Annotated in this window: 19 protein-coding genes; 15 read left to right on the plus strand and 4 right to left on the minus strand. The window is 32.6% G+C overall.

Features of this window, described 5'->3' with window-relative positions:
* The first annotated feature begins 27 nt into the window (after window positions 1-27).
* The 5 genes from BM239_RS15515 to BM239_RS06840 all read left to right on the plus strand — a co-directional run bounded on the left by BM239_RS15515 (window position 28) and on the right by BM239_RS06840 (window position 4,593).
* Entirely contained in the window at window positions 28-864 is an 837-nt protein-coding gene (locus BM239_RS15515; RefSeq protein ID WP_245758202.1) for a hypothetical protein, read from the plus strand.
* Window positions 865-1,069: 205 nt separating this feature from the next.
* Window positions 1,070-2,182: a ligand-binding sensor domain-containing protein gene (locus BM239_RS06825; protein ID WP_177208997.1), complete on the plus strand. Its 1,113-nt coding sequence runs from the start codon at window positions 1,070-1,072 to the stop codon at window positions 2,180-2,182.
* 107 nt (window positions 2,183-2,289) lie between these two features.
* Window positions 2,290-2,679 (plus strand): VOC family protein, encoded by a 390-nt coding sequence (locus BM239_RS06830; RefSeq protein ID WP_092206928.1) that lies wholly within the window; start codon window positions 2,290-2,292, stop codon window positions 2,677-2,679.
* Window positions 2,680-2,827: 148 nt separating this feature from the next.
* Window positions 2,828-3,247, plus strand: a complete 420-nt coding sequence (locus BM239_RS06835) for a DUF2147 domain-containing protein (RefSeq protein WP_092206929.1) — start codon at window positions 2,828-2,830, stop codon at window positions 3,245-3,247.
* Between the two features lie 173 nt (window positions 3,248-3,420).
* Complete coding sequence (locus tag BM239_RS06840) at window positions 3,421-4,593, plus strand: DmpA family aminopeptidase (protein ID WP_092206930.1); 1,173 nt, start codon at window positions 3,421-3,423, stop codon at window positions 4,591-4,593.
* A gap of 36 nt (window positions 4,594-4,629) precedes the next feature.
* On the opposite strand, the gene BM239_RS06845 is transcribed toward BM239_RS06840, so the two are convergent.
* The gene (locus BM239_RS06845; RefSeq protein WP_092206931.1) at window positions 4,630-5,346 is read right to left on the minus strand and encodes a LytR/AlgR family response regulator transcription factor; all 717 of its coding nucleotides are present in this window, start codon (window positions 5,344-5,346) and stop codon (window positions 4,630-4,632) included.
* Window positions 5,347-6,252 carry a sensor histidine kinase gene (locus BM239_RS06850; protein WP_245758203.1) on the minus strand — a complete coding sequence of 302 codons (906 nt, stop codon included), beginning with the start codon at window positions 6,250-6,252 and terminating at the stop codon, window positions 5,347-5,349.
* 338 nt (window positions 6,253-6,590) lie between these two features.
* Here BM239_RS06850 and BM239_RS06855 point away from each other — a divergent pair, with 338 nt between their 5' ends.
* Both BM239_RS06855 and BM239_RS06860 read left to right on the plus strand, forming a co-directional pair.
* A complete protein-coding gene (locus tag BM239_RS06855) occupies window positions 6,591-6,974 on the plus strand; it encodes a MotA/TolQ/ExbB proton channel family protein (RefSeq protein WP_092206932.1) in 384 nt (127 codons plus the stop codon).
* A 340-nt stretch (window positions 6,975-7,314) separates the two neighbouring features.
* Window positions 7,315-7,827 (plus strand): DUF3124 domain-containing protein, encoded by a 513-nt coding sequence (locus BM239_RS06860; protein WP_092206933.1) that lies wholly within the window; start codon window positions 7,315-7,317, stop codon window positions 7,825-7,827.
* A 7-nt stretch (window positions 7,828-7,834) separates the two neighbouring features.
* Here BM239_RS06860 and BM239_RS06865 read toward each other — a convergent pair whose 3' ends face one another.
* Entirely contained in the window at window positions 7,835-9,184 is a 1,350-nt protein-coding gene (locus BM239_RS06865) for a DEAD/DEAH box helicase (RefSeq protein ID WP_092207516.1), read from the minus strand.
* Window positions 9,185-9,496: 312 nt separating this feature from the next.
* Here BM239_RS06865 and BM239_RS06870 point away from each other — a divergent pair, with 312 nt between their 5' ends.
* The 5 genes from BM239_RS06870 to BM239_RS06890 all read left to right on the plus strand — a co-directional run bounded on the left by BM239_RS06870 (window position 9,497) and on the right by BM239_RS06890 (window position 16,865).
* Window positions 9,497-10,801, plus strand: coding sequence for an anthranilate synthase component I family protein (locus tag BM239_RS06870; protein ID WP_092206934.1), 1,305 nt, complete (start codon window positions 9,497-9,499; stop codon window positions 10,799-10,801).
* Window positions 10,802-10,856: 55 nt separating this feature from the next.
* Window positions 10,857-12,179 (plus strand): tRNA lysidine(34) synthetase TilS, encoded by a 1,323-nt coding sequence (gene tilS, locus BM239_RS06875; protein WP_092206935.1) that lies wholly within the window; start codon window positions 10,857-10,859, stop codon window positions 12,177-12,179.
* Window positions 12,169-14,205, plus strand: coding sequence for a protein-disulfide reductase DsbD family protein (locus BM239_RS06880; RefSeq protein ID WP_092206936.1), 2,037 nt, complete (start codon window positions 12,169-12,171; stop codon window positions 14,203-14,205). The genes tilS and BM239_RS06880 overlap by 11 nt, the downstream gene beginning before the upstream one ends.
* Before the next feature lie 70 nt (window positions 14,206-14,275).
* Window positions 14,276-15,895, plus strand: coding sequence for an adenine deaminase (gene ade / locus BM239_RS06885; protein WP_092206937.1), 1,620 nt, complete (start codon window positions 14,276-14,278; stop codon window positions 15,893-15,895).
* Between the two features lies 1 nt (window position 15,896).
* Window positions 15,897-16,865: a YheT family hydrolase gene (locus BM239_RS06890; RefSeq protein WP_092206938.1), complete on the plus strand. Its 969-nt coding sequence runs from the start codon at window positions 15,897-15,899 to the stop codon at window positions 16,863-16,865.
* On the opposite strand, the gene BM239_RS06895 is transcribed toward BM239_RS06890, so the two are convergent.
* Complete coding sequence (locus BM239_RS06895) at window positions 16,856-17,833, minus strand: NAD(P)H-dependent flavin oxidoreductase (protein ID WP_092206939.1); 978 nt, start codon at window positions 17,831-17,833, stop codon at window positions 16,856-16,858. The two genes, BM239_RS06890 and BM239_RS06895, sit on opposite strands and share 10 nt — an antisense overlap.
* Before the next feature lie 187 nt (window positions 17,834-18,020).
* Between BM239_RS06895 and BM239_RS06900 the strand changes: the two genes are divergently transcribed.
* The 3 genes from BM239_RS06900 to BM239_RS06910 are packed head-to-tail and all read left to right on the plus strand — an operon-like array spanning window position 18,021 to window position 20,340.
* Window positions 18,021-18,509 carry a hypothetical protein gene (locus BM239_RS06900; RefSeq protein WP_092206940.1) on the plus strand — a complete coding sequence of 163 codons (489 nt, stop codon included), beginning with the start codon at window positions 18,021-18,023 and terminating at the stop codon, window positions 18,507-18,509.
* 10 nt (window positions 18,510-18,519) lie between these two features.
* A complete protein-coding gene (locus BM239_RS06905) occupies window positions 18,520-18,843 on the plus strand; it encodes a hypothetical protein (protein ID WP_092206941.1) in 324 nt (107 codons plus the stop codon).
* Window positions 18,844-18,852: 9 nt separating this feature from the next.
* Window positions 18,853-20,340 (plus strand): amidohydrolase family protein, encoded by a 1,488-nt coding sequence (locus BM239_RS06910; protein WP_092206942.1) that lies wholly within the window; start codon window positions 18,853-18,855, stop codon window positions 20,338-20,340.
* The last annotated feature ends 20 nt before the right edge of the window (window positions 20,341-20,360 follow it).

A 20,360-nucleotide genomic window follows, 5' to 3' on the forward strand; every position in this document is an offset into this window, starting at 1 on the left:
AAGAATCTAACTTATAATAATTACGATATGAAAACAGCAAAATTAATCTTCATGGCGTTATTAGTTATATCAATATCATCTTGTTCAGATGATGATGATGTAAATAATATACAAACTCAACAACAAATTGAAAATTTAGTACAATCTAATAACTTTGTTATAACAAACTTTATAGATTCGGGAAACAACGAAACGGGTCATTTTAGGTGTTATGGTTTTACGTTTAATTCTGATGGTACTTTAATAGCTAACAATGGTGTTAATAATTATTCAGGGACTTGGAGTATTACAAACAGTAATAGTAATGATGATAGTAGTAACGATTTAGATTTTAATATTAATTTTCCTCTCAATAATGAATTTGAAGATTTAAATGATGATTGGGATATTGTTTCCTATAATTCTAACTCTATCGTTTTAATTGATGTTAGTGGTGGAAATGGTGGAACAGATAATTTAACATTTCAAATTGGAACACCTGCTGCCAATTGTACATCGCAAATTCAGAATACCATTTCAACAAATGTACAGTCTGGTACTTGGCGTATAACATTATTTGAAGATTCTGGAGTTAATGAAACCAATAATTTTACAGGTTATAATTTTACTTTCAATAGTTCAGGCGATTTAAATGCCAACAATGGCTCCACAGATTATAATGGAACTTGGAGTATTACAAATAGTAATAGCAATGATGATAATCTGGATGATTTAGATTTTAATATCAATTTTAATCTTACCAATAACTTTCAAGATTTGAATGATGATTGGGATTTTGTTTCCCAAACGGCCACTAAAATAGAATTAATAGATGTAAGTGGAGGTAATGGTGATACAGACTATCTAACATTTGAAAAAAACTAAATAAAGTTAAATTATAATGATGGTTAAAACCACTTCTTAAGAAGTGGTTTTTTTGTTTAACAAAAAGGCTATTGCATTATTTGTAAGCATTCAAAAGGTGTTATATTGTGTAGTTTTACACTTTTTTGACATATTTTTTACACAGCATTTTAGAACACTATACTGGTTTCGTCTTAAATTTGGAATGAACAATTTCTTTACAATTATGACTAAAATTTACGTCCTATTGAAAACATCCTTATCTGTGTTTAGTTTGCTTCTGTTAACGGCTTGTAATGGACAATTAAAAGTACCAATTAAAGAAAACTCATCGTCAGATTCAACATCAATGACAAATAGCATTAAGAAATCAGAAGAACCCATAAACAGCCCATATTATGGCGCGCCATTTGTAAATAATCCTCCAGCTAATAGAATTAGCGATTTTGTAAGAAATATTTTTCAAGACAGTAAAGGGAATTTATGGTTTGGAACAAATGGAGATGGTGCTATTCGCTATAATGGAAAATCTCTCGAATATTATTCTATAAACGAAGGTTTTAATGGCCTTGCTATAAGAGGTATTGTAGAAGATGAAAAAGGAAATGTCTGGTTTGGAACCGAGCGTGGTTTAACAAAATATGATGGAAACAGCTTTACTAATTTTAACGAAAAAGATGGTTTATTAAGTCCTAATATATGGAGTTTGGTTATAGATAGTAGAGGTTTGATGTGGATTGGAAGTTTAGGAGGTGCTTTTACTTTTAATGGTAAAAAATTCACTGCTTTTGCCATACCTGAATCCCAACCAGATCCATTAAGAGGTGTTACAAGTGAAAAAATTATTCATTGTATTATGGAAGACAGTCAAGGGAATATGTGGTTTGGAACGCCTGGTGGTGCCTATATGTATGATGGCAAAGCGTTAACTCATTTTTCAGAAAAAAATGGCTCACCAAACAATTCTATAAATCGTATTTTGGAAGATAAAAATCATAATTTTTGGTTTGCAACTCATCATAAAGGCATTAGTCGGTATGATGGTGAAACCTTTACCAATTTTACCGATAATGGTGTGATAGATGGTAATGAAATCTGGACTATTTATGAGGATACTAATGGAGATATTTGGTTTCCAGCTGAAAATTATGGTGTATATCGTTTTGATGGCAACACTTTTACAAATTATTCAACAAAAGATGGGTTGTTAAGCAATGCTATTCAATGTATGTATCAAGATAAAGAAGGCAGATTTTGGTTTGGTGGTTGGATGGGACTTTTTCGTTTTGATAAAAACTATTTTTCAGTTGTTACAAAAAAGGGTTCATGGGAAATTTAATTCGTTAGACTATAGTTTTCTTTAATTGCAGAGTAATTTTTTGTAAATTAAAATTTCATTAGCTTTGGTATGAAACGGTTTCAATGTAACCACTAAATTAAAATATTATGACAGCAAAAAATCCCGTAGTTTGGTTTGAAATTTATGTGAACAACATAATATCAGCACAAAAATTTTATGAGCAGGTTCTAAATCTAAAACTGATGGATCTACCAATGCCCGAAAATATGGGGAATGGGATGGAAATGAAAGCCTTTCCTATGGAGATGGACCAAGATGGTGCCAGTGGTGCATTAGTTAAAATGCCAGGTTTTGAACCAGGTAAAAATTCTACAATTATTTATTTCAGAAGTGATGATTGTTCTATTGAGGAGGCACGCGTGGCTGATGCAGGTGGAACTGTATTTCAATCCAAGCAATCTATTGGCGATTATGGTTTTATGGTATTGGCTCAAGATTTAGAAGGGAATATGTTTGGAATTCATTCTCAAAAATAAATGATTAATAAAAATTTTTATTCCCTAATTATAAATTACTCTTAAAACTCATCGATACTGATAGGTGTTTTCAAGTCAATAAAAAATGAAATTATATCAAAAAAATTGATTAGTTAACCATTTCAGCATAACATATTATTCTTCATCCATGAAAAATATTTTTGCCTTAATAATACTACTTTTTTCAGTTTCATCTCATGCTCAAACCATTATAGGTCAATGGGAAACGTATGACGATAAAACCAAAGAAAAAAAAGCCATTGTTGATATTTATAAAGAGAACGATATGTATTTTGGTAAAATAATTAAAACGTTTATTGGTCCTAAAAATGCACTTTGTTTAAAATGTGAGGGTTCAAAAAAAGATGAACCAATGATTGGATTAGTCATCATGGAACACATCAAGAAAAATGGTGATGAATTTGATGGTGGAACTATTTTAGACCCAGAAACTGGCGATGTTTATAAATGCAATTTGAAACTTATAAATAAAAATAAATTGGAAGTTAGAGGTTTTATTGGCATTTCTATTATCGGAAGGACACAAATTTGGAAACGTAAAACATAAGTTCGCCTAATCTATCAGAAACTAGTTTTTTAATACAAGGATTGCTTTAGCATGTTATGTAGTTGTTGCAGTTATGTGCCATGTTATTTATAAATGTATCTAAAAACCTTCAGGAAATAATGACTCTGTTTCAAGTTTTTAGGTAAATTGAATGATCTTTAAAACCAATCAAAATGAAGTATTTTTTTGTGATTTCTGTAATGTTTATTTTCAATGTGGTAGCGTTAGCCCAAAAACCAAGAGCTAGAGATTTAGGCATACCCTTTTCTGGAGAAACGGGTAATTTTAACGCCATAACAGACGTTAAAGGCGTGGAAGTTGGCTATAGCACAATTATTTCAGGTTCAGGAGAAAATAGTGTCGGGAATGGTCCAGTTAGAACTGGTGTAACGGCTATTTTTCCACGTGGGAAAGCCAAGAAATTTAGTCCAGTTTATGCTAATTGGTATAGTTTAAATGGCAATGGAGAAATGACAGGTACCACTTGGGTAACAGAATCAGGATTTTTAGAAACACCTATCATGATAACAAATACGAATAGTGTAGGTGTGGTTCGAGATGCTGTTTTAAAATGGTATGTAGATACGGATTGGTATTCCGGTGAAGATTGGTGGTATACCTATCCTGTAGTAGCTGAAACATACGATGGATTTCTTAATGATATTTACGGTTTTCATGTAAAAGAGAAACATGTTTTAGAAGCTATAGATAAAGCAAGTTCAGGAAAAATAGCTGAAGGTAATGTAGGCGGTGGAACTGGCATGATGTGTCTGGGTTTTAAAGGTGGAACAGGAACAGCTTCAAGAACGATAAAAATTAAGGACTCAATCTATACGGTAGGTGTAATTGTTCAGTCTAATTTTGGAGCAAAAAGAAATTTATCTATAGCAGGTGTACCCGTAGGACAAGCGTTAAAGGATACTTTAAATTACAAATACAATGGGCCACCAAAATCTAGACGCCAAGAAGGTGATGGGTCAATTATTGTAATTGTTGCAACAGATTTACCACTTTTACCACATCAATTAAAACGTATTGCACAGCGTGTTCCTCTTGGAATTGGTATTGTTGGAGGTCGTGGTAGTAATGGTTCGGGTGATATATTTTTAGCATTTTCTACAGCCAACGAGAACGCATTTAAGAGAGATGACATGGCAACAGTTACCATGTATCCAAATGATCAACTTACGCCTGTATTTGAAGCTACAGTTCAAGCTGTTGAAGAAGCTATAATTAATGCTATGGTTGCTGCCGAAACCATGGAAGGCATTAATGGTAATACAGCGTATGCATTACCACATGATCTGGTAATGGAAATATTGAAAAAGTATAATAGAGTTGATTAAAATAATTTATAAATGAATGCATTTATATTTTAATAATTAAAACCGCTCTAAAATTTCTAACACCGTTTTTTTATAACTTCTACTGATAGTTAAAGCCAGATTATGTATAACAACATGCTCATTAGTAAAAGATGTAATTTTATTTATGGAAATTATGAATGAACGATGAATGCGTAAAAACTGTTCACTTGGTAATTTAGCTTCTATAGCAGTAATTGTTTCACGAGTTACAAGAGTTTCGTTAGGAAGATGAATTTTTATATAATCGCTAAAACTTTCAATATAAATAATGGCTTCAAAATCAACTTTAATCATCCGTCTATCAGATCGGACAAACATAAACGCTTGCATTTCTTTTGTAGCTATTAAATTGTTTACATTTCTAGCATAGACATCAAAATAAGTATTTACAGCTTTTAACAAACGTTCAAAGGATATAGGCTTTAATAAATAATCAACCGCTTGCAACTCAAAACCCTCAATAGCATAATCCCGATAAGCTGTTGTAAAGATAATTCTAATGTTTTTATTGATGGATTTGGCAAATGAAATACCAGAAATATCAGGCATATTAATATCTAAAAATACTAAATCAATTTTATGATTGTTTATCACTTGAAAAGCTTCCATAGCATGACTACAACTGGCAATAACATCAATCGCTTCAATTTTTGATAGGTGCGAACTAATAATATCGCGCGCCATGGCTTCATCATCAATAATTAAACAGGCTATGTTTTTTGAGTTTTGCAATTAATTGGATTTAAGTGTTAAATGTACTTTAAACAAACTGTCGGTATTTGAAATAGTTAAATGATACTGATTTTTATAAAGTAAATCTAATCGTTTTTGAATATTTTGTAAGCCAATGCCATCTTGGGTGTTTTCTACTTTAGAACTTGTATTTGTTACAATAAAATCAATCTGATTTTTTTCAACAGTCAGCTGTATAGTAATGCTTAATTTTCCAGCTTTTAATTGGCCATGTTTAAAACTATTCTCCACAAAAGGTAACAGCAGCATGGGTGCTAATTTGGTTGATTTAGGAATGTTTTGGTAGTCAAATTTGACGTTTAATGTATCATTAAAGCGTAAATTTTCAAGTGCTATATAATCTTCAATATGGTCTATTTCTTCCGTTAGTAGCACAAAAGGTTTATCAACTTGGTAGAGTAAATAATCTAATAAATTGGAAAGTTTTAGTATCATTTCTGGGGTTTCGTCTGCCTTTTTCAAAGCAAAACCATACATGGTATTTAACGTATTAAACAAGAAATGAGGGTGAATTTGCATTTTTAAATAGTGTAACTCTTGCTCCTTAAGCTTTAGTTGGGTTTCCAAGATTTTAGTTTCCAGTTTTTTTGTTTGTTCGGTATGTTTTAAATTGAGCTGAAGTAATTTAAAAGCACTGACTAAAAAAACCACCAGATATACACCAGAAGTTACAATAAAGATATTCCGAGTAACAGGATTCATAGCTTCATACTCAAAATTAGCCAGATATATTAGACTAAAAAAAACAGACAGCATGATTAAATATCCAGAAATAATAAGTGTATATAAACTATATAATGCAAACTGCAAGTAGCGTTTTGTAATTAGATAGTCTGGAATGAGTTTATAAATTGAAACATAAGTTGTAGCAATGGTAATGGGCATTATAAAGAGCGAAAATAACAATGTATCATTGAAATTTTCATTTTGAGAACTGAAAAATTTTGTAAAAAAAAGTAGTACACAACACCAAAATATTAGGTGTAGTAACAGTCTAACTAGTGTTTTTAAAATTGATTTTTTTGTAAACATAAAGTCAAATTCCATACAATAATACGATGTTTTATTGCGCGAAATCCTATTTTATAGATGAATAACAGATTTAACACGCGATTCAACATAATGGTTATAATTAGACTAAATTTGGTTATCCATCGCATTTTAAAATATAGGAACTACTTTCATGATATGTTTGTACTATGTTTAACTAAAACCAAATGTTTATGAATTTATTCGCTTTATTACTCATCAATCCTTTTTCTGAAGGTGGACCAATCATGATGTCCTTAATTACTATTTGTTTAATACTCTCCATTGTTTTTTTAATTAAAGGGTTTGGTAGTTTAAAAACCAATGTCGTACAATCTAAAAAAATGATAAAATTAGCTGCCGATAGTAGCTTATTGGGCTTGGTATTAGGTTTTTTGGCTTCCATTTTCGGGTTAATAACGGCTTTTGATTCTGTTCAAGCCATGGGTAATGCAGATCCAGCCATTTTTGCTGGTGGCTTAAAAGTTTCTCTGTTAACAGCTGGCTATGGTTTACTAACGTTTATTATTGCAAGGATTGGTATTTTAACTCTAAAAGGTTTACATAACGAAGTTTAATATATGTTTGTTCTTATTAGAAATTATTTTGAAGCGACTTGAGAGTCGCTTTTTTGTTTAATAACTTTTTATCTTACTGATTTTTAGACTGTTTTATCAAAATAAACATGGAAAGTTTTGGCAATTAGCAAAAAATCAAGATATTTAGGGTAATGATTATAGCAAATTAAGATTAATCTTGTTGATTTTTAAAGCGACTTATTATGGTTTAAGTTATTGTTAGGAAGGTTTTAAAAGGACACTTGATTATGTATTGATCCCTTGCCAGAAATGGTAAGGGATTTTTTTATAAATTTAAAATGCTATTTGTATATTGCTTCCTGTATTAATTTCAACTGTTATGAGATTTATTGTTTCCTGTTTATTTGTGTGTTTTTTTTGTTTACTTTCTTGTAATGAAATCCGTGATACCGACGAGTATCATGCGGAAAATTGGAATAAAAGACGGTTAGATTTTAATCCTACAGATTCTTTAGAATACGGAAAAACATATTTGTCAATTTATTCTCAAATTTATAGTATGTCTCAACATAAAACTCATAACCTAACAGCTATGGCTAGTATGAGAAATACGAGTGATACAGATACTATTTTTATTTTAAGTGCTAAATATTATGACGCACATGGTAAGTTAATTCGCACCTATTTTGACAAACCTATTTATTTAGCACCTATGGAAACCACCGAAGCCATAATTGAAGAAATAGATGTAGCAGGTGGAACAGGATCTAACTTTATTTTTGAATGGAAAAAAGATAAAAATACCCCTGAACCTTTATTTGAAGGGATAATGAATTCTACTTTAGGCCAGCAAGGTTTATCTTTTACAACTATAGGCAAACGCATTAAGTAAAAGATACTTATTTTTTATTCCGTTTATTATAATTCTTATCACCTCGAGTTTTAGGTTTTTTGTATTTAGCAGCTATCTTATACTTATATGAACCGCCTAAATTTTCTTTTTTGTTTTTATCCTTTTTTTCATGAAAAGCAGGTCCTGGCGCATCTTCATCACGTAATTTAATAGGGTTGTTGCGTTCTAAAATTTGTGGGCGTTCTTCCTCTAGCAATTCTGTAGAAATAGTTACATTCTCTGGCAATTCAATTTTAGGAATCGTCATTTGCATTAAATTTTCTATACGTTCTAATGCTTCTTCCTCTTTTTCAGTATAAAAAAGAAGCGCTTGACCTTCACGTTCTGCACGTCCCGTTCTACCTATTCGATGCATATAATTTTCAGGAAAGTTAGGCGTATCAAAATTAATAACATGTGATACGTTATCAATATCCAAACCACGAGCCATAACATCGGTTGCCACTAAAATTCGGTTTTCACCTGCTCTAAATTGCTCAATACTACGTAAGCGGTAATTTTGAGTTTTATTGGAATGAATTACACATAATTCATCGTGGAAATTTTCGTCCAATGCATCAAATAATCGGTCTGCCATTTTCTTAAACGCAACAAAAATGAGCACTCTATTGTAAGTTTCGGTATCTTTTAAAATACTTTTTAGTAAGTTTAATTTTGTGTAAAAATTAGGAACAGCATATTTGTGCTGTTCAATATTCTCTAAAGGGGTTCCTGAAACGGCAATGGAAACACGTTTTGGAGCAATGAAAAAGTTATTAATTAATTCATCAACATCTTCAGTCATCGTGGCTGAAAACATAATGTTTTGACGACGTTCAGGTAGAATATCAAAAATATTAATTAATTGATGTCTGAAACCTAAATCTAACATCACATCTACTTCATCAATAACTAGTTTCTGAATGGTTTTTAATTGTAGTACTCGGCTAACAGCCAAATCATAAAGTCGTCCTGGCGTAGCCACAATAATATCAATACCTTCAGCAACCGCTCTTTTTTGTGCATTAATATTTACACCTCCATAAACTCCTAATACACGAACATTAATATATTTTGCTAATTTTTCAATTTCATCCACTACCTGAACAACTAATTCTCGGGTAGGCACCATTACCAAAACCCGTGGACTTTCCTGTTCTGAATATTTTAAACCTCTTAAAATAGGAAGCATATAGGCAAACGTTTTTCCTGTTCCTGTTTGGGCTATACCAACCACATCTGTGCCTGATGCAACGACACTAAAGGCTTCTGCCTGAATGGGTGTTGGGTGAGTAAAGCCTAAATCGTCTAATGCGTTGTATAAAGGCGTGTTTAATTTTAAATCTTGAAAAGTAATGGCGTCCAAAAGTTTCTGTTTTAGTCCACAAAGGTAAATGTTTTATATGTCTTATGCTTTATGGCTTTGCAACTTTATAAAATGTTGTGATATCTTGCTAATTGAATTTGATAGACAATAAGTATTAAATTTAGAAAAAGGTTTGGAAGCCCAGACTATTTTTGTTGCCTTTTTAAGCAATGTAAAGAGAAAAGATGACTATCAAACCATATGAAAATGAAATTTTATGAAGATTTTTGTTATGAAATAACTACACTATTTTCCACTTTTTTATCCAATGAAATTTTCGGTACTTTGTAAATAACTTTTTTATTGAGAAAAACCTACACATATCAATCACAGGACATTCACGCCTTTAAAAATCAGTTACGGCTTTGGAGTCAGCAATTCCGAGAGGTTTTATGGTTGGATTCCAATACCTACACCCAAATACATAGTAGCTATGATGCCATTTTAGCTGTAGATGCTTTTACCAGTATTCAAACAGATTTTGTGGATGTTTTCAACAAGCTAAAAGAGTATCAGTCACTTACAAATGATTGGATTTTTGGCTATCTAACCTACGACTTAAAAAACACCATAGAGCCCTTAAAATCAGAAAATTTTGACGGTTTAAATTTCCCTGATTTATGCTTCTTCCAACCCAAAAAAATATTTCTAATTAAAGGAAACCAAGTTGAAATTCAATATCTGAATATGGTAGATGATGAGATAGAAGTAGACCTAGAATCCATTGAAAAAGCAGAAGAATTTTATCCTAATCACGATGAAAATGTAATAGATAATCCCATCAAAATTAAAATGAGGATTACGAAGGATGCTTATTTTGAAAAAGTAAAAATGATGTTAGCGCATATTCATCGTGGTGATATTTATGAGGCTAATTTTTGCCAAGAGTTCTATGCGGAAGACACCCAAATAAACCCATTAGCAATTTATAACAATCTGAATGCCATTTCTAAACCACCTTTTGCTACTTTTTTAAAATTAAATGATAAATACTTGTTGTCGGCTTCACCTGAACGTTATTTAAAAAAAACAGGACAAACGGTTATTTCACAACCTATAAAAGGCACCGCAAAACGCTCTAAAAATACAGATGAAGATAATTTGCTTAAAAAGCAATTAGTTTCAGATATAAAAGAACGCAGCGAAAATATTATGATTGTAGATTTAGTCCGAAACGATTTATCTAAAACAGCTATAAAAGGAAGTGTGCACGTATCCGAACTCTGCAAAATATATAGTTTTGAGCAAGTCCATCAAATGATTTCAACTATTCAAAGTACCGTTTCAGTAAATACCAATCCAATCGATATAATCGAATCCACATTTCCAATGGGAAGCATGACTGGTGCGCCAAAAATTTCGGCCATGCGTATTATTGAAAACCTAGAAGAAACTAAACGAGGCTTGTATTCTGGTGCTGTTGGCTATTTTACACCACAAGGTGATTTCGATTTCAATGTGGTAATTAGAAGCATCCTTTACAATGAAACCAATCAATATATATCCTATTCAGTAGGTGGTGCTATTACTGCTAAAAGTAATCCTTTAAATGAATACGAAGAATGTCTAGTAAAAGCGAAGGCTATGAGAGATGTATTAGAAGCGTAATAGGTTTACGTTTTGTTGGTTTAAAAGTGTAAATTTGACGTATTATTGAAACGAAATGACAGCTATCGATTTTAAAAATCACATTCATAAAAACCTTCCTTTTTTAACGAAAAGTAAAGTGTTGATTGCCATTTCGGGTGGTATGGATAGTGTGGTTTTAACACATGTATGTCAGAACTTAGAATTGAATATAGCTTTGGCACATTGTAATTTTAATTTGCGAGGTGCTGAAAGTGATGCTGATGAAGAATTTGTTTTAGAGTTAGCCGAAGATTTGGATTTAGAAGTTTTTATTGAAAGTTTTGAAACGGAAACTTATGCTTCGGAAAACAACATATCCATTCAAATGGCAGCGCGCGACTTGCGCTATACTTGGTTTCAAGAATTAGCAGAGCAGTTACAATTCGATTATATTTTAACAGCTCATCATGCTGATGATAATGTGGAAACCTTTTTTATTAACCTCATGCGTGGTACTGGTTTAGACGGATTAACTGGTATTCCGGAAACCAATGGGAAGCTTGTTAGACCATTTTTACCATTTTCTCATACAGCATTACAAGCCTATGCCAACACCAAAAAATTAGTTTGGAGAAACGATAGTAGCAATGCTTCAACTAAATACCTTCGGAATAAATTACGACATGATGTTATTCCAATATTAAAGAAAATGAATCCGCAATTCCTGGATAATTTTCAAAAAACACAAGCGCATTTGCAAGAGTCGTCTGAAATTATTGAAGATACCTTGGTGAAAATTCAAAAAAAAGTGGTGCAAGCATCGGATAATAGTATTCAATTGGATGTAAAAAAACTAAAACAATTATCCAATCCAAAGGTTTACTTATACTACTTATTGAAAGATTTTCAATTCACAGAATGGGATGATGTCTATCAATTATTATATGCACAATCGGGAAAATATGTATTATCTCAAACACACCGTTTGGTGAAAGATAGAACCACGTTAATTTTAACCGAAAGACCTGAAAATATTAAAACAAAGTCATTTATATGGGAAGAAAATGAGTCCGAATTATTTCTTCCTAACGGACAATTAACCATTGAAAATAGTTCTAAATTAGGCGAAATATCCGCCTCAAGGCTCTATGTTGATAAAGATTTGTTAAAATATCCCTTAACGGTAAGAAAATGGGAAAAAGGCGACTATTTTTACCCATTCGGAATGACAGGTAAAAAGAAAGTGAGTAAATTTTTTAAAGATGAAAAATTGTCATTACCTGAAAAGGAACAAGTCTGGTTATTGTGTTCCAATAATCGAATAATTTGGGTTATTGGTTTACGCGCCGACAACCGATTTAAAGTAACTACAGATACCAATCATATTCTAAAAATTAGTTTTCATAATGAAACATAATTTATTTTTATTTACAACGCTACTTATTACCGCATTTTCAGTACATGCTCAAATTTTAAATCCTGTAAAATGGACAACAAAAACTGAAAAACTATCAGAAACCCAATACAATTTAATTTTTGAAGCTGATATTGAAGAGCACTGGCATTTATATTCACAAAATTTACCAGACGGTGGGCCAATTCCAACCGAGTTTAATTTCGATTCAATAGATAAAACAGATAATTTTAAGCTCATAGGTAAAGTTCTAGAAAGCGATTATATAACGGCTTTTGATAAAGTGTTTGAAATGGATTTAAACTTTTTTGATAATGAAGCAACCTTCACTCAAAAAATAGAGCTTTTAAACCCAGATTTAAAAACAATAACGGTTGATATTGCTTATCAAGCTTGCGATGATGAACGCTGTATTTATCCACAGAAATCTGTTACTTTTAATTTGGATGGTTCGGTTAAGCAGGAAACAAAAAGCCTTACCGAGGACAATGCTGATCTTTCAAATATTTTTAATTTGGAGGATAATCAAGCAGAAGTAAAACCCGACTTTACCATTACGGATTCTGAAACTGAAGCCGAAAACGAAGCTAAAGGACTTTGGGTGATATTTTTTACCGCATTCTTTTTAGGGTTTTTGGTATTACTAACACCGTGTGTGTTTCCAATGATTCCAATGACGGTAAGTTTCTTTACCAAGCAAAGCAAAACAAGAGGTCAAGGGATTAGAAATGCGTTGCTATACGGTTTCTTCATTATTGTAATTTACACACTCTTAGGTACAGCTATTTCTGCTATTTTTGGAAGTAATGCTATGTATGAATTTTCAACAGGTGTTATATTTAATACCATCATGTTTTTAGCTTTATTGATTTTTGCTTTCTCCTTTTTAGGAGCTTTTGAAATTATGTTACCAAATTCTTGGGTTAACAAAGTGGATAGTGGTGCCAATAAAGGTGGTGTTGTTGGTATTTTCTTTATGGCTTTAGCATTGGCTGTTGTTTCATTCTCATGTACATTTCCAATAGCAGGAACTGCTTTATTAGATGCTGCAACTAAAGGTGGTATTGCACCAATAATTAGTATGCTTGGTTTTTCATCAGCAATAGCATTACCATTTGCTTTATTTGCATTTTTTCCAAGTTGGTTAAATTCCATGCCAAAATCAGGTGGTTGGTTGAATACGGTTAAAGTTGTTTTAGGATTTTTAGAATTAGCATTTGCTTTCAAATTCTTGTCTATGGTAGATCTTGTTCTAGAATGGCACATACTAACACGTGAAGTATTTTTAGCTATCTGGATTGCCATTTTTGGAACGTTAGGGTTATATTTATTAGGGAAAATTAAGTTACCACACGATTCACCTTTAACACATATTTCGGTTGGACGTTTATGTATGGCGTTGCTTGCGTTATCATTTACAGTCTATATGATTCCAGGACTTTGGGGAGCACCAGTTGAACTTATTAGTGGTTTTCCACCACCAATGAGTACCAATAGTGAGTCGCCTTATGGTGTTGGAAATACCAAACCTGCCGTTTATTCTGGAACTAACAATGTTACCGAACTGCCAGAGCATGCACATTATGGTCCAAACAACATAATCGCGTTTCATGACTATGAACAAGGTTTAGCCTATGCCAAGAAAGTTAATAAACCCGTAATGTTAGATTTTACTGGTTTAACCTGTGTTAATTGTCGAAAAATGGAAGAGCAAGTATGGGTTGAAGAGCATGTTTTTAATATATTAAATAATGATGTCGTTTTAATATCCCTGTATGTAGACGACAGAAAAAAATTACCAAAGGATGAGCAATATGAATCCGAACTAACAGGAAATAATGTCACAACATTTGGTCATAAATGGTTGGAATTTCAACAAGTGCGTTACAATACCAATGCACAACCGTTATATGTTATTCAAGATACAGACGGCAATGATATTAGTAAACCTGTAGGCTATACACCAGATGCTGATGAATATCACGATTGGTTAAAGGCAGGCGTAAAACGGTTTAAAGACAAACAATAAGTGTTTAAAATTAAGCGAGACTAGTTCTCGCTTTTCTGTATAAAATAAGTAGCTTTACTGAAACGATTTTATGAAAATTCAAGGGCAGATTGTCGACATTCCGAACAAACGTATTTTTTCAGGTGAAATAACCGTTGTTAATGGCAAAATTTCAGCCATCGAAGAAGTGTCTCATAACATGCAACAATTTATCTTACCAGGATTTGTGGATGCACACATTCATATTGAAAGTTCTATGTTGGTACCTAGTGAATTTGCTAGAATTGCCGTAAAACACGGAACGATTGCAACCGTTTCCGATCCGCATGAAATAGCTAATGTTTTGGGAATAGAAGGTGTGGAGTTCATGATTAATAACGGAAAGCAAACACCATTCAAGTTCAATTTTGGTGCACCATCTTGCGTACCTGCTACCACGTTTGAATCCGCAGGAGCTGTAATTGATTCGGAAGGAATTAAAACCTTAATGGCCAATCCAGATATTTGCTATTTAGCCGAAATGATGAATTATCCAGGGGTTTTGTTTGATGATGACGAGGTGCTTAAAAAAATAGCTTGGGCAAAACACTACAACAAACCCATAGATGGTCATGCGCCAGGTTTACGTGGTGATGATTTAACGAAATATATCAACGCAGGCATAACCACCGACCATGAATGTTTTACCTATGAGGAAGGGTTAGAGAAACTCAAAAAAGGTATGAAAGTCTTAATCCGAGAGGGTAGTGCTGCCAAAAATTTTGACGCGTTGATTGATTTATTACCGGAGCATTATGAAAATATGATGTTTTGTAGCGATGATAAGCATCCAGACGATTTATTGCTTGGTCATATTAATCAATTATGTGTACGCGCCATTGCCAAAGGTTTTGATGTATTTCAAATATTACAAATGGCCTGTGTAAATCCTGTAAAACATTATAATTTATCAGTCGGTTTATTGCAAGTAAATGATGTAGCCGATTTTATTGTGGTTGAAGATTTAATTCACTTTAAAACCCTAAAAACGGTTATTAATGGTGCGGTGGTTTTTGAAAATGGACAATCGCTTATTCCACATACAGAATTCGAAATACTTAATAATTTCAATACAACTAAAAAACAGGTTTCTGATTTTAGAATCGCATCTTCTTCGAAGAAAATCAGAGTTATAGAAGCTTTGGAAGGGCAACTGGTAACCAATGAATTAATTGAAGACGCATGGATTAAAGATGGCAATCTCATTTCTAATACAGAAAAAGATATTTTAAAAATGACCGTCGTTAATCGATATAATGATGATGAACCGTCTTTAGCTTTTATAAAAAACTTCGGATTAAAATCGGGAGCCATTGCCAGTTCAGTTGGTCATGATTCTCATAATATCATTGCAGTTGGAGTGAACGATGAAGCCATTTGTAAAGCCGTCAACTTAATTATTGAAAATAAAGGTGGTATTTGTGCGGTTTCAGAAACGGATAGTCAGATAGTGTCGCTTCCTGTAGCGGGAATTATGAGCGATCAAGATGCGAAAACCATTGGTGAGGCTTATGGAAAATTAGATAAAATAGCTAAACAATTAGGTAGTACCTTAAATGCTCCTTATATGACCTTGAGCTTTATGGCATTATTGGTAATTCCGTCCTTAAAATTGAGTGACAAAGGCTTATTTGATGGAAATACGTTTAAATTTACACCTTTAGAAGTTTAATATGCCCATACTAGAATCCACCTATAAACCACCTTATTTTTTCAGAAAAGGCTTTGTGGCCACTGTTTATTCAGGATTAATCCGCCAAGTTAAAGACATTATTCAAAAGCGCGAACGCATTACTTTATCCGATGGCGATTTTTTAGATTTGGATTGGAGTTATGCGGATGAAAAAACAGATAAGCTTATCATTATTTTGCATGGTATGGAAGGTAGCGCTCAACGTGCTTATGTTACTGGAACAGCCAAGCTGTGTAATGAGAATAAAATAGATGCGTTATCGGTTAATTTCCGTGGATGTTCCGGTGAAGATAATTTGCATTTTCAATCCTATCATTCAGGAGCCACAGCGGATTTGCAGGATGTAATTACCCATGTTATTGGCACAAAAGCATATTCGGAAATTTATATTAAGGGTATTAGTCTTGGTGGAAATGTTACTCTAAAATATTTAGGAGAATCCACAAACATTCCCACTGAAATTAAACGAGGAATAGCCGTGTCAGTTCCGTGTTATTTAGCTGGTTCTGCTAAAGAGTTGCATACTCTTAAAAATTTTCCGTTTCATGAAAAATTCAAACGTGATTTAATCAATAAATTACGGGTTAAAAGCGAAAATCATCCGGATAAAATTTCGCCTAAAGATTTAAAAGAAATTAAAACGTTATACGATTTCGATAATTTTTATACCGCTAAAGCTCATGGTTTTAAAGATGGTTCCGATTATTATGAGAAAAGTAGTTCGCTGCAATTTCTTCCAAATATTAAGATTCCTACTTTAATTATTAATGCGCTCAATGATTCCTTTTTATCACCTGAATGCTATCCAGTTAAAGAAGCGATAAATAACCCAAATTTATTTTTAGAAATGCCCAAACATGGTGGTCACATGGGCTTTATCCAAACCCGTGGTTATTATTATAATGAACTTCGGACTTTGGAGTTTATTCGTAATAATCCTTACTTATAAATTTCCAAGTAATTCGTTTGTTCCTCAAGAGCCGAAATAAATTCACTTTTAAGTGCTTTCACCAATTCAGAAACATGAGGTGCATTTTGAATATTAGTAACCCCTTGTCCAGCGGACCAAATCGTTTTCCATGCTTTTGCATCATCTTTATGAGCTGTTAATTCTTCACCAAAATCTACTTTTTTCTCGCGTGACAGCATTTCTTCGGTAATTCCCATGGCTTTTATACTGGGTCCTAAAAAGTTAGCTGAAACACCAGAAATAGCAGCTGTATAGACAATATCATCAGCGCTAGCATCAATTATCATATCCCGATACTCTTGAGGTGCTTTACTTTCTTGCGTATTAATAAATCGGGTTCCCATATAGGCTAAATCGGCTCCCATTTGTAAGGCAGATGCAATATCGCGTCCTGTGCTTATGGTTCCTGCAAGCAATATGGTTTTCTTAAAAAAACGTTTAATTTCAGCAACTAATGGCATTGGGTTAATAGTTCCAGCATGTCCACCTGCACCTGCGGAAACAAGAATAAGCCCATCTACACCTGCCTCGGCAGCTTTTTCGGCATGCCGTTTTTTAATAATATCATGAAATACCAACCCACCATAACTATGAACCGCATCAACCAATTCTGAAACAGCACCTAATGATGTAATAATTAATGGTACTTTGTGTTTAACACATAATTCTAAATCAGCTTGTACGCGTGGATTTGTATTATGAACAATCAAGTTTACACCAAAAGGAGCCGCTTTTTTTCCTGTTTCTTTTTCAAAGTTTGCCAGTGCGGTTTTAATTTCTATAAGCCACTCTTCAAAGCCTTCACTGGTGCGTTGGTTTAAAGCAGGAAATGTGCCAACAATACCATTTTTACAACATTCAATGACTAATTGTGGTCCGGAAATTAAAAACATAGGTGCCGCAACAGCAGGTAATGTTAAGTCTTTTATAAACGATGCTTTACTCATTTTTTTGTATGTGTTGATTGAAACCAAATATAATTAAAATCTGTTCATTAGTTTTATATAAAAGCTTTAAGAGTTTACTAATAAGCAGTATTGCTTTTTATTATTCTAAAAATTAGTTACCACATTACTCACTGTTTTTTTATACTTTTAAGGGAATCAATAGTTTACAACTTCTAAAATCCTGCTTATGAAAACGGAACTAAACTTAAAAGTTATAAATAACAGAATTGTGACGAGTATGGTAATCAGCTTGTTTTTTATAACCACTGCTTGCGAGAGTTTAAAAACCGCGGTTTTCGACCAATATGCCTACCAACAAGCTATTTCTTTAAAAATTGAGAGTACCAATCTCATGGAAAATGCCATTAATCCGTTTGCGTCCTTTCAATCGGAAATTGATGAATTAGAGCTAGAACTACAAAAAATGGTGGAATATGAAAAAAATAAACCTAATAATGAAATCACCTATGCCATGTGGACTTTGGTAATGGATAGCGAGCGAAACTTATTAGCTGGCTTTTTAAAACGTTGGGAAACGGAAGGCCAATTATCACAAACCTTTACCAACGAAGCCATCATTCAAATTTCAGAAGCTTTAGATTTAATTATCAAATATGAAGCTCAAAAAAATAAAACGAACGAATCTAACATTCTAAATTTTCTGTCAAACAACTAATTATTGCGCTATGGATATTGACGAACTTATAAAACTACTAAAAGAAGAGCTCATTAAAGTTTTAGGTGAAAGTTATAACGATTACCAACAAGAAACCAAACAAGATATTGATGCCTTTTTACAAGCGTCTAAAATTAAATTAGAGCGTTGGACAAATTTATTAGCTGCACAAGATTTAACTATTAATGAATACGAATGGTTATTGCAAAGTCAGAAGGATTTAATGGTTCTATCGGCTTTGAAAAAATCAGGTGTTTCTGCTTCAAGATTGGGACATTTAAAGAACAAAATAATAAAAACCATTCTAAATACGGTTGTAATTGCTGTGCTTTAAAATCTGTTTATGACTCAACCAAACGCCAACAACATTCCTAAAAATTATACAGTTTATAACTGCCATACACATACGTTTACTATAGACCACGTACCGAATAACTTTGGTAAAAAAGTAACACCATTAGTATTTCAGATAGTGACCATGAAAGTTGTGAAATGGTATTTTTTAAATTTAACCTATAGAAACAACACCTATAAGCGTTTCACACATCGGGTAAAAAAAATCAAACATTTTTTCATCAGTGTTTTAAAGTTCACAATTGTTGGTTATTGGCTATTTTCCATGATCATGTTTTTCTGCATTTGGTTGGGTAAAATGCTAATAAACATTCTAGCAATTAGTAATTTGTTTAGTAAACAGAGTAAGGAAGCTTATGCGCGTTTTGTAACCCTTGGAAGGTATGCTACTTATAGCAAATCTGGACAACGAAAAGTATTTGATTTACTAGAAAAAACCTACGACGTTAATACCAAATTCGTGGTTTTACCAATGGACATGGATTATATGCAAGCTGGAAAACCAGTTGCTAATTATATGAAGCAGCTTGAGGAACTATTACAGGTTACTAAAAATAATAAAGAACAACTATTACCATTCATTTTTGTAGATCCACGTCGAATAACAGATCCATCCATAAATATCAACGGGTTTTCATATGAACGCTTTGTCAAGAAAAATTTAACCAGACGCCATTTTCACGGAATAAAACTATATCCAGCTTTAGGGTACTTTCCTTTTGATAAACACTTAATAGAAACGTACAAGTTTGCACAAGAACATCAAATCCCCATAACCACACATTGCATTGAAGGTACTGTTTTCTATCGTGGAAAAAAAGAAAAGGAATGGGATTACCACCCAATTTTGAAATACACAAAAAAGGTAACAGAAGGACCAATTCCCATGCCATTACCACAAACCAAAAATTACCATTTTACTACCAATTTTTCACACCCATTAAATTATCACTGCTTATTAAATAAAAAATTATTAAGTAATTATTTAGGCGAAGAAACCGATTTAAGCAAACTAAAAATATGTTTAGCACATTTTGGAGGCTCTAAAGAATGGTTGCGTTACACCAATGATAATTGGAATAATTATAACAATAACATTTCACACATTTCACGGGAAAAATATTTTGAAAGCACCATAAAAAACACGTTAAACCATGGCAGCACACGAACAATTTGGTGGAATGCCAGTTGGCTGTCTATTATTTATGATTTAATCATACAGTATGAAAATGTCTATACAGATATCAGTTTCATTTTATTTAATGAGGAATTATTTCCGTTACTAAAATATTTACTTCAAGATGATAAGGTGAAACATAGAATTCTTTTTGGAACAGATTACTATGTGGTAGCACAAAAAAATACAGAAAAAGCTTTGTTTCAAAACTTACGAAGTTACCTAGGCGAAGATTTATTCTATTTAATCAGTCATCAAAACCCGAAACAATTCTTAAGTACAACATGGAAAACCTATTGATAATTTCATACATTTAAGAA

This window comes from Algorimicrobium echini (assembly GCF_900115185.1).
Lineage (GTDB): Bacteria > Bacteroidota > Bacteroidia > Flavobacteriales > Flavobacteriaceae > Algorimicrobium > Algorimicrobium echini.

Excerpts from the sequence above, each read along its gene's own strand:
- BM239_RS15515 (WP_245758202.1), top strand. The coding sequence starts at position 28 with ATGAAAACAGCAAAATTAATCTTCATGGCGTTATTAGTTATATCAATA.
- BM239_RS06825 (WP_177208997.1), top strand. The coding sequence starts at position 1,070 with ATGACTAAAATTTACGTCCTATTGAAAACATCCTTATCTGTGTTTAGT.
- BM239_RS06830 (WP_092206928.1), top strand. The coding sequence starts at position 2,290 with ATGACAGCAAAAAATCCCGTAGTTTGGTTTGAAATTTATGTGAACAAC.
- BM239_RS06835 (WP_092206929.1), top strand. The coding sequence starts at position 2,828 with ATGAAAAATATTTTTGCCTTAATAATACTACTTTTTTCAGTTTCATCT.
- BM239_RS06840 (WP_092206930.1), top strand. The coding sequence starts at position 3,421 with ATGAAGTATTTTTTTGTGATTTCTGTAATGTTTATTTTCAATGTGGTA.
- BM239_RS06850 (WP_245758203.1), bottom strand. The coding sequence starts at position 6,252 with ATGCCCATTACCATTGCTACAACTTATGTTTCAATTTATAAACTCATT.
- BM239_RS06855 (WP_092206932.1), top strand. The coding sequence starts at position 6,591 with ATGAATTTATTCGCTTTATTACTCATCAATCCTTTTTCTGAAGGTGGA.
- BM239_RS06860 (WP_092206933.1), top strand. The coding sequence starts at position 7,315 with ATGAGATTTATTGTTTCCTGTTTATTTGTGTGTTTTTTTTGTTTACTT.
- tilS (WP_092206935.1), top strand. The coding sequence starts at position 10,857 with ATGACAGCTATCGATTTTAAAAATCACATTCATAAAAACCTTCCTTTT.
- BM239_RS06880 (WP_092206936.1), top strand. The coding sequence starts at position 12,169 with ATGAAACATAATTTATTTTTATTTACAACGCTACTTATTACCGCATTT.
- ade (WP_092206937.1), top strand. The coding sequence starts at position 14,276 with ATGAAAATTCAAGGGCAGATTGTCGACATTCCGAACAAACGTATTTTT.
- BM239_RS06890 (WP_092206938.1), top strand. The coding sequence starts at position 15,897 with ATGCCCATACTAGAATCCACCTATAAACCACCTTATTTTTTCAGAAAA.
- BM239_RS06895 (WP_092206939.1), bottom strand. The coding sequence starts at position 17,833 with ATGAGTAAAGCATCGTTTATAAAAGACTTAACATTACCTGCTGTTGCG.
- BM239_RS06900 (WP_092206940.1), top strand. The coding sequence starts at position 18,021 with ATGAAAACGGAACTAAACTTAAAAGTTATAAATAACAGAATTGTGACG.
- BM239_RS06905 (WP_092206941.1), top strand. The coding sequence starts at position 18,520 with ATGGATATTGACGAACTTATAAAACTACTAAAAGAAGAGCTCATTAAA.
- BM239_RS06910 (WP_092206942.1), top strand. The coding sequence starts at position 18,853 with ATGACTCAACCAAACGCCAACAACATTCCTAAAAATTATACAGTTTAT.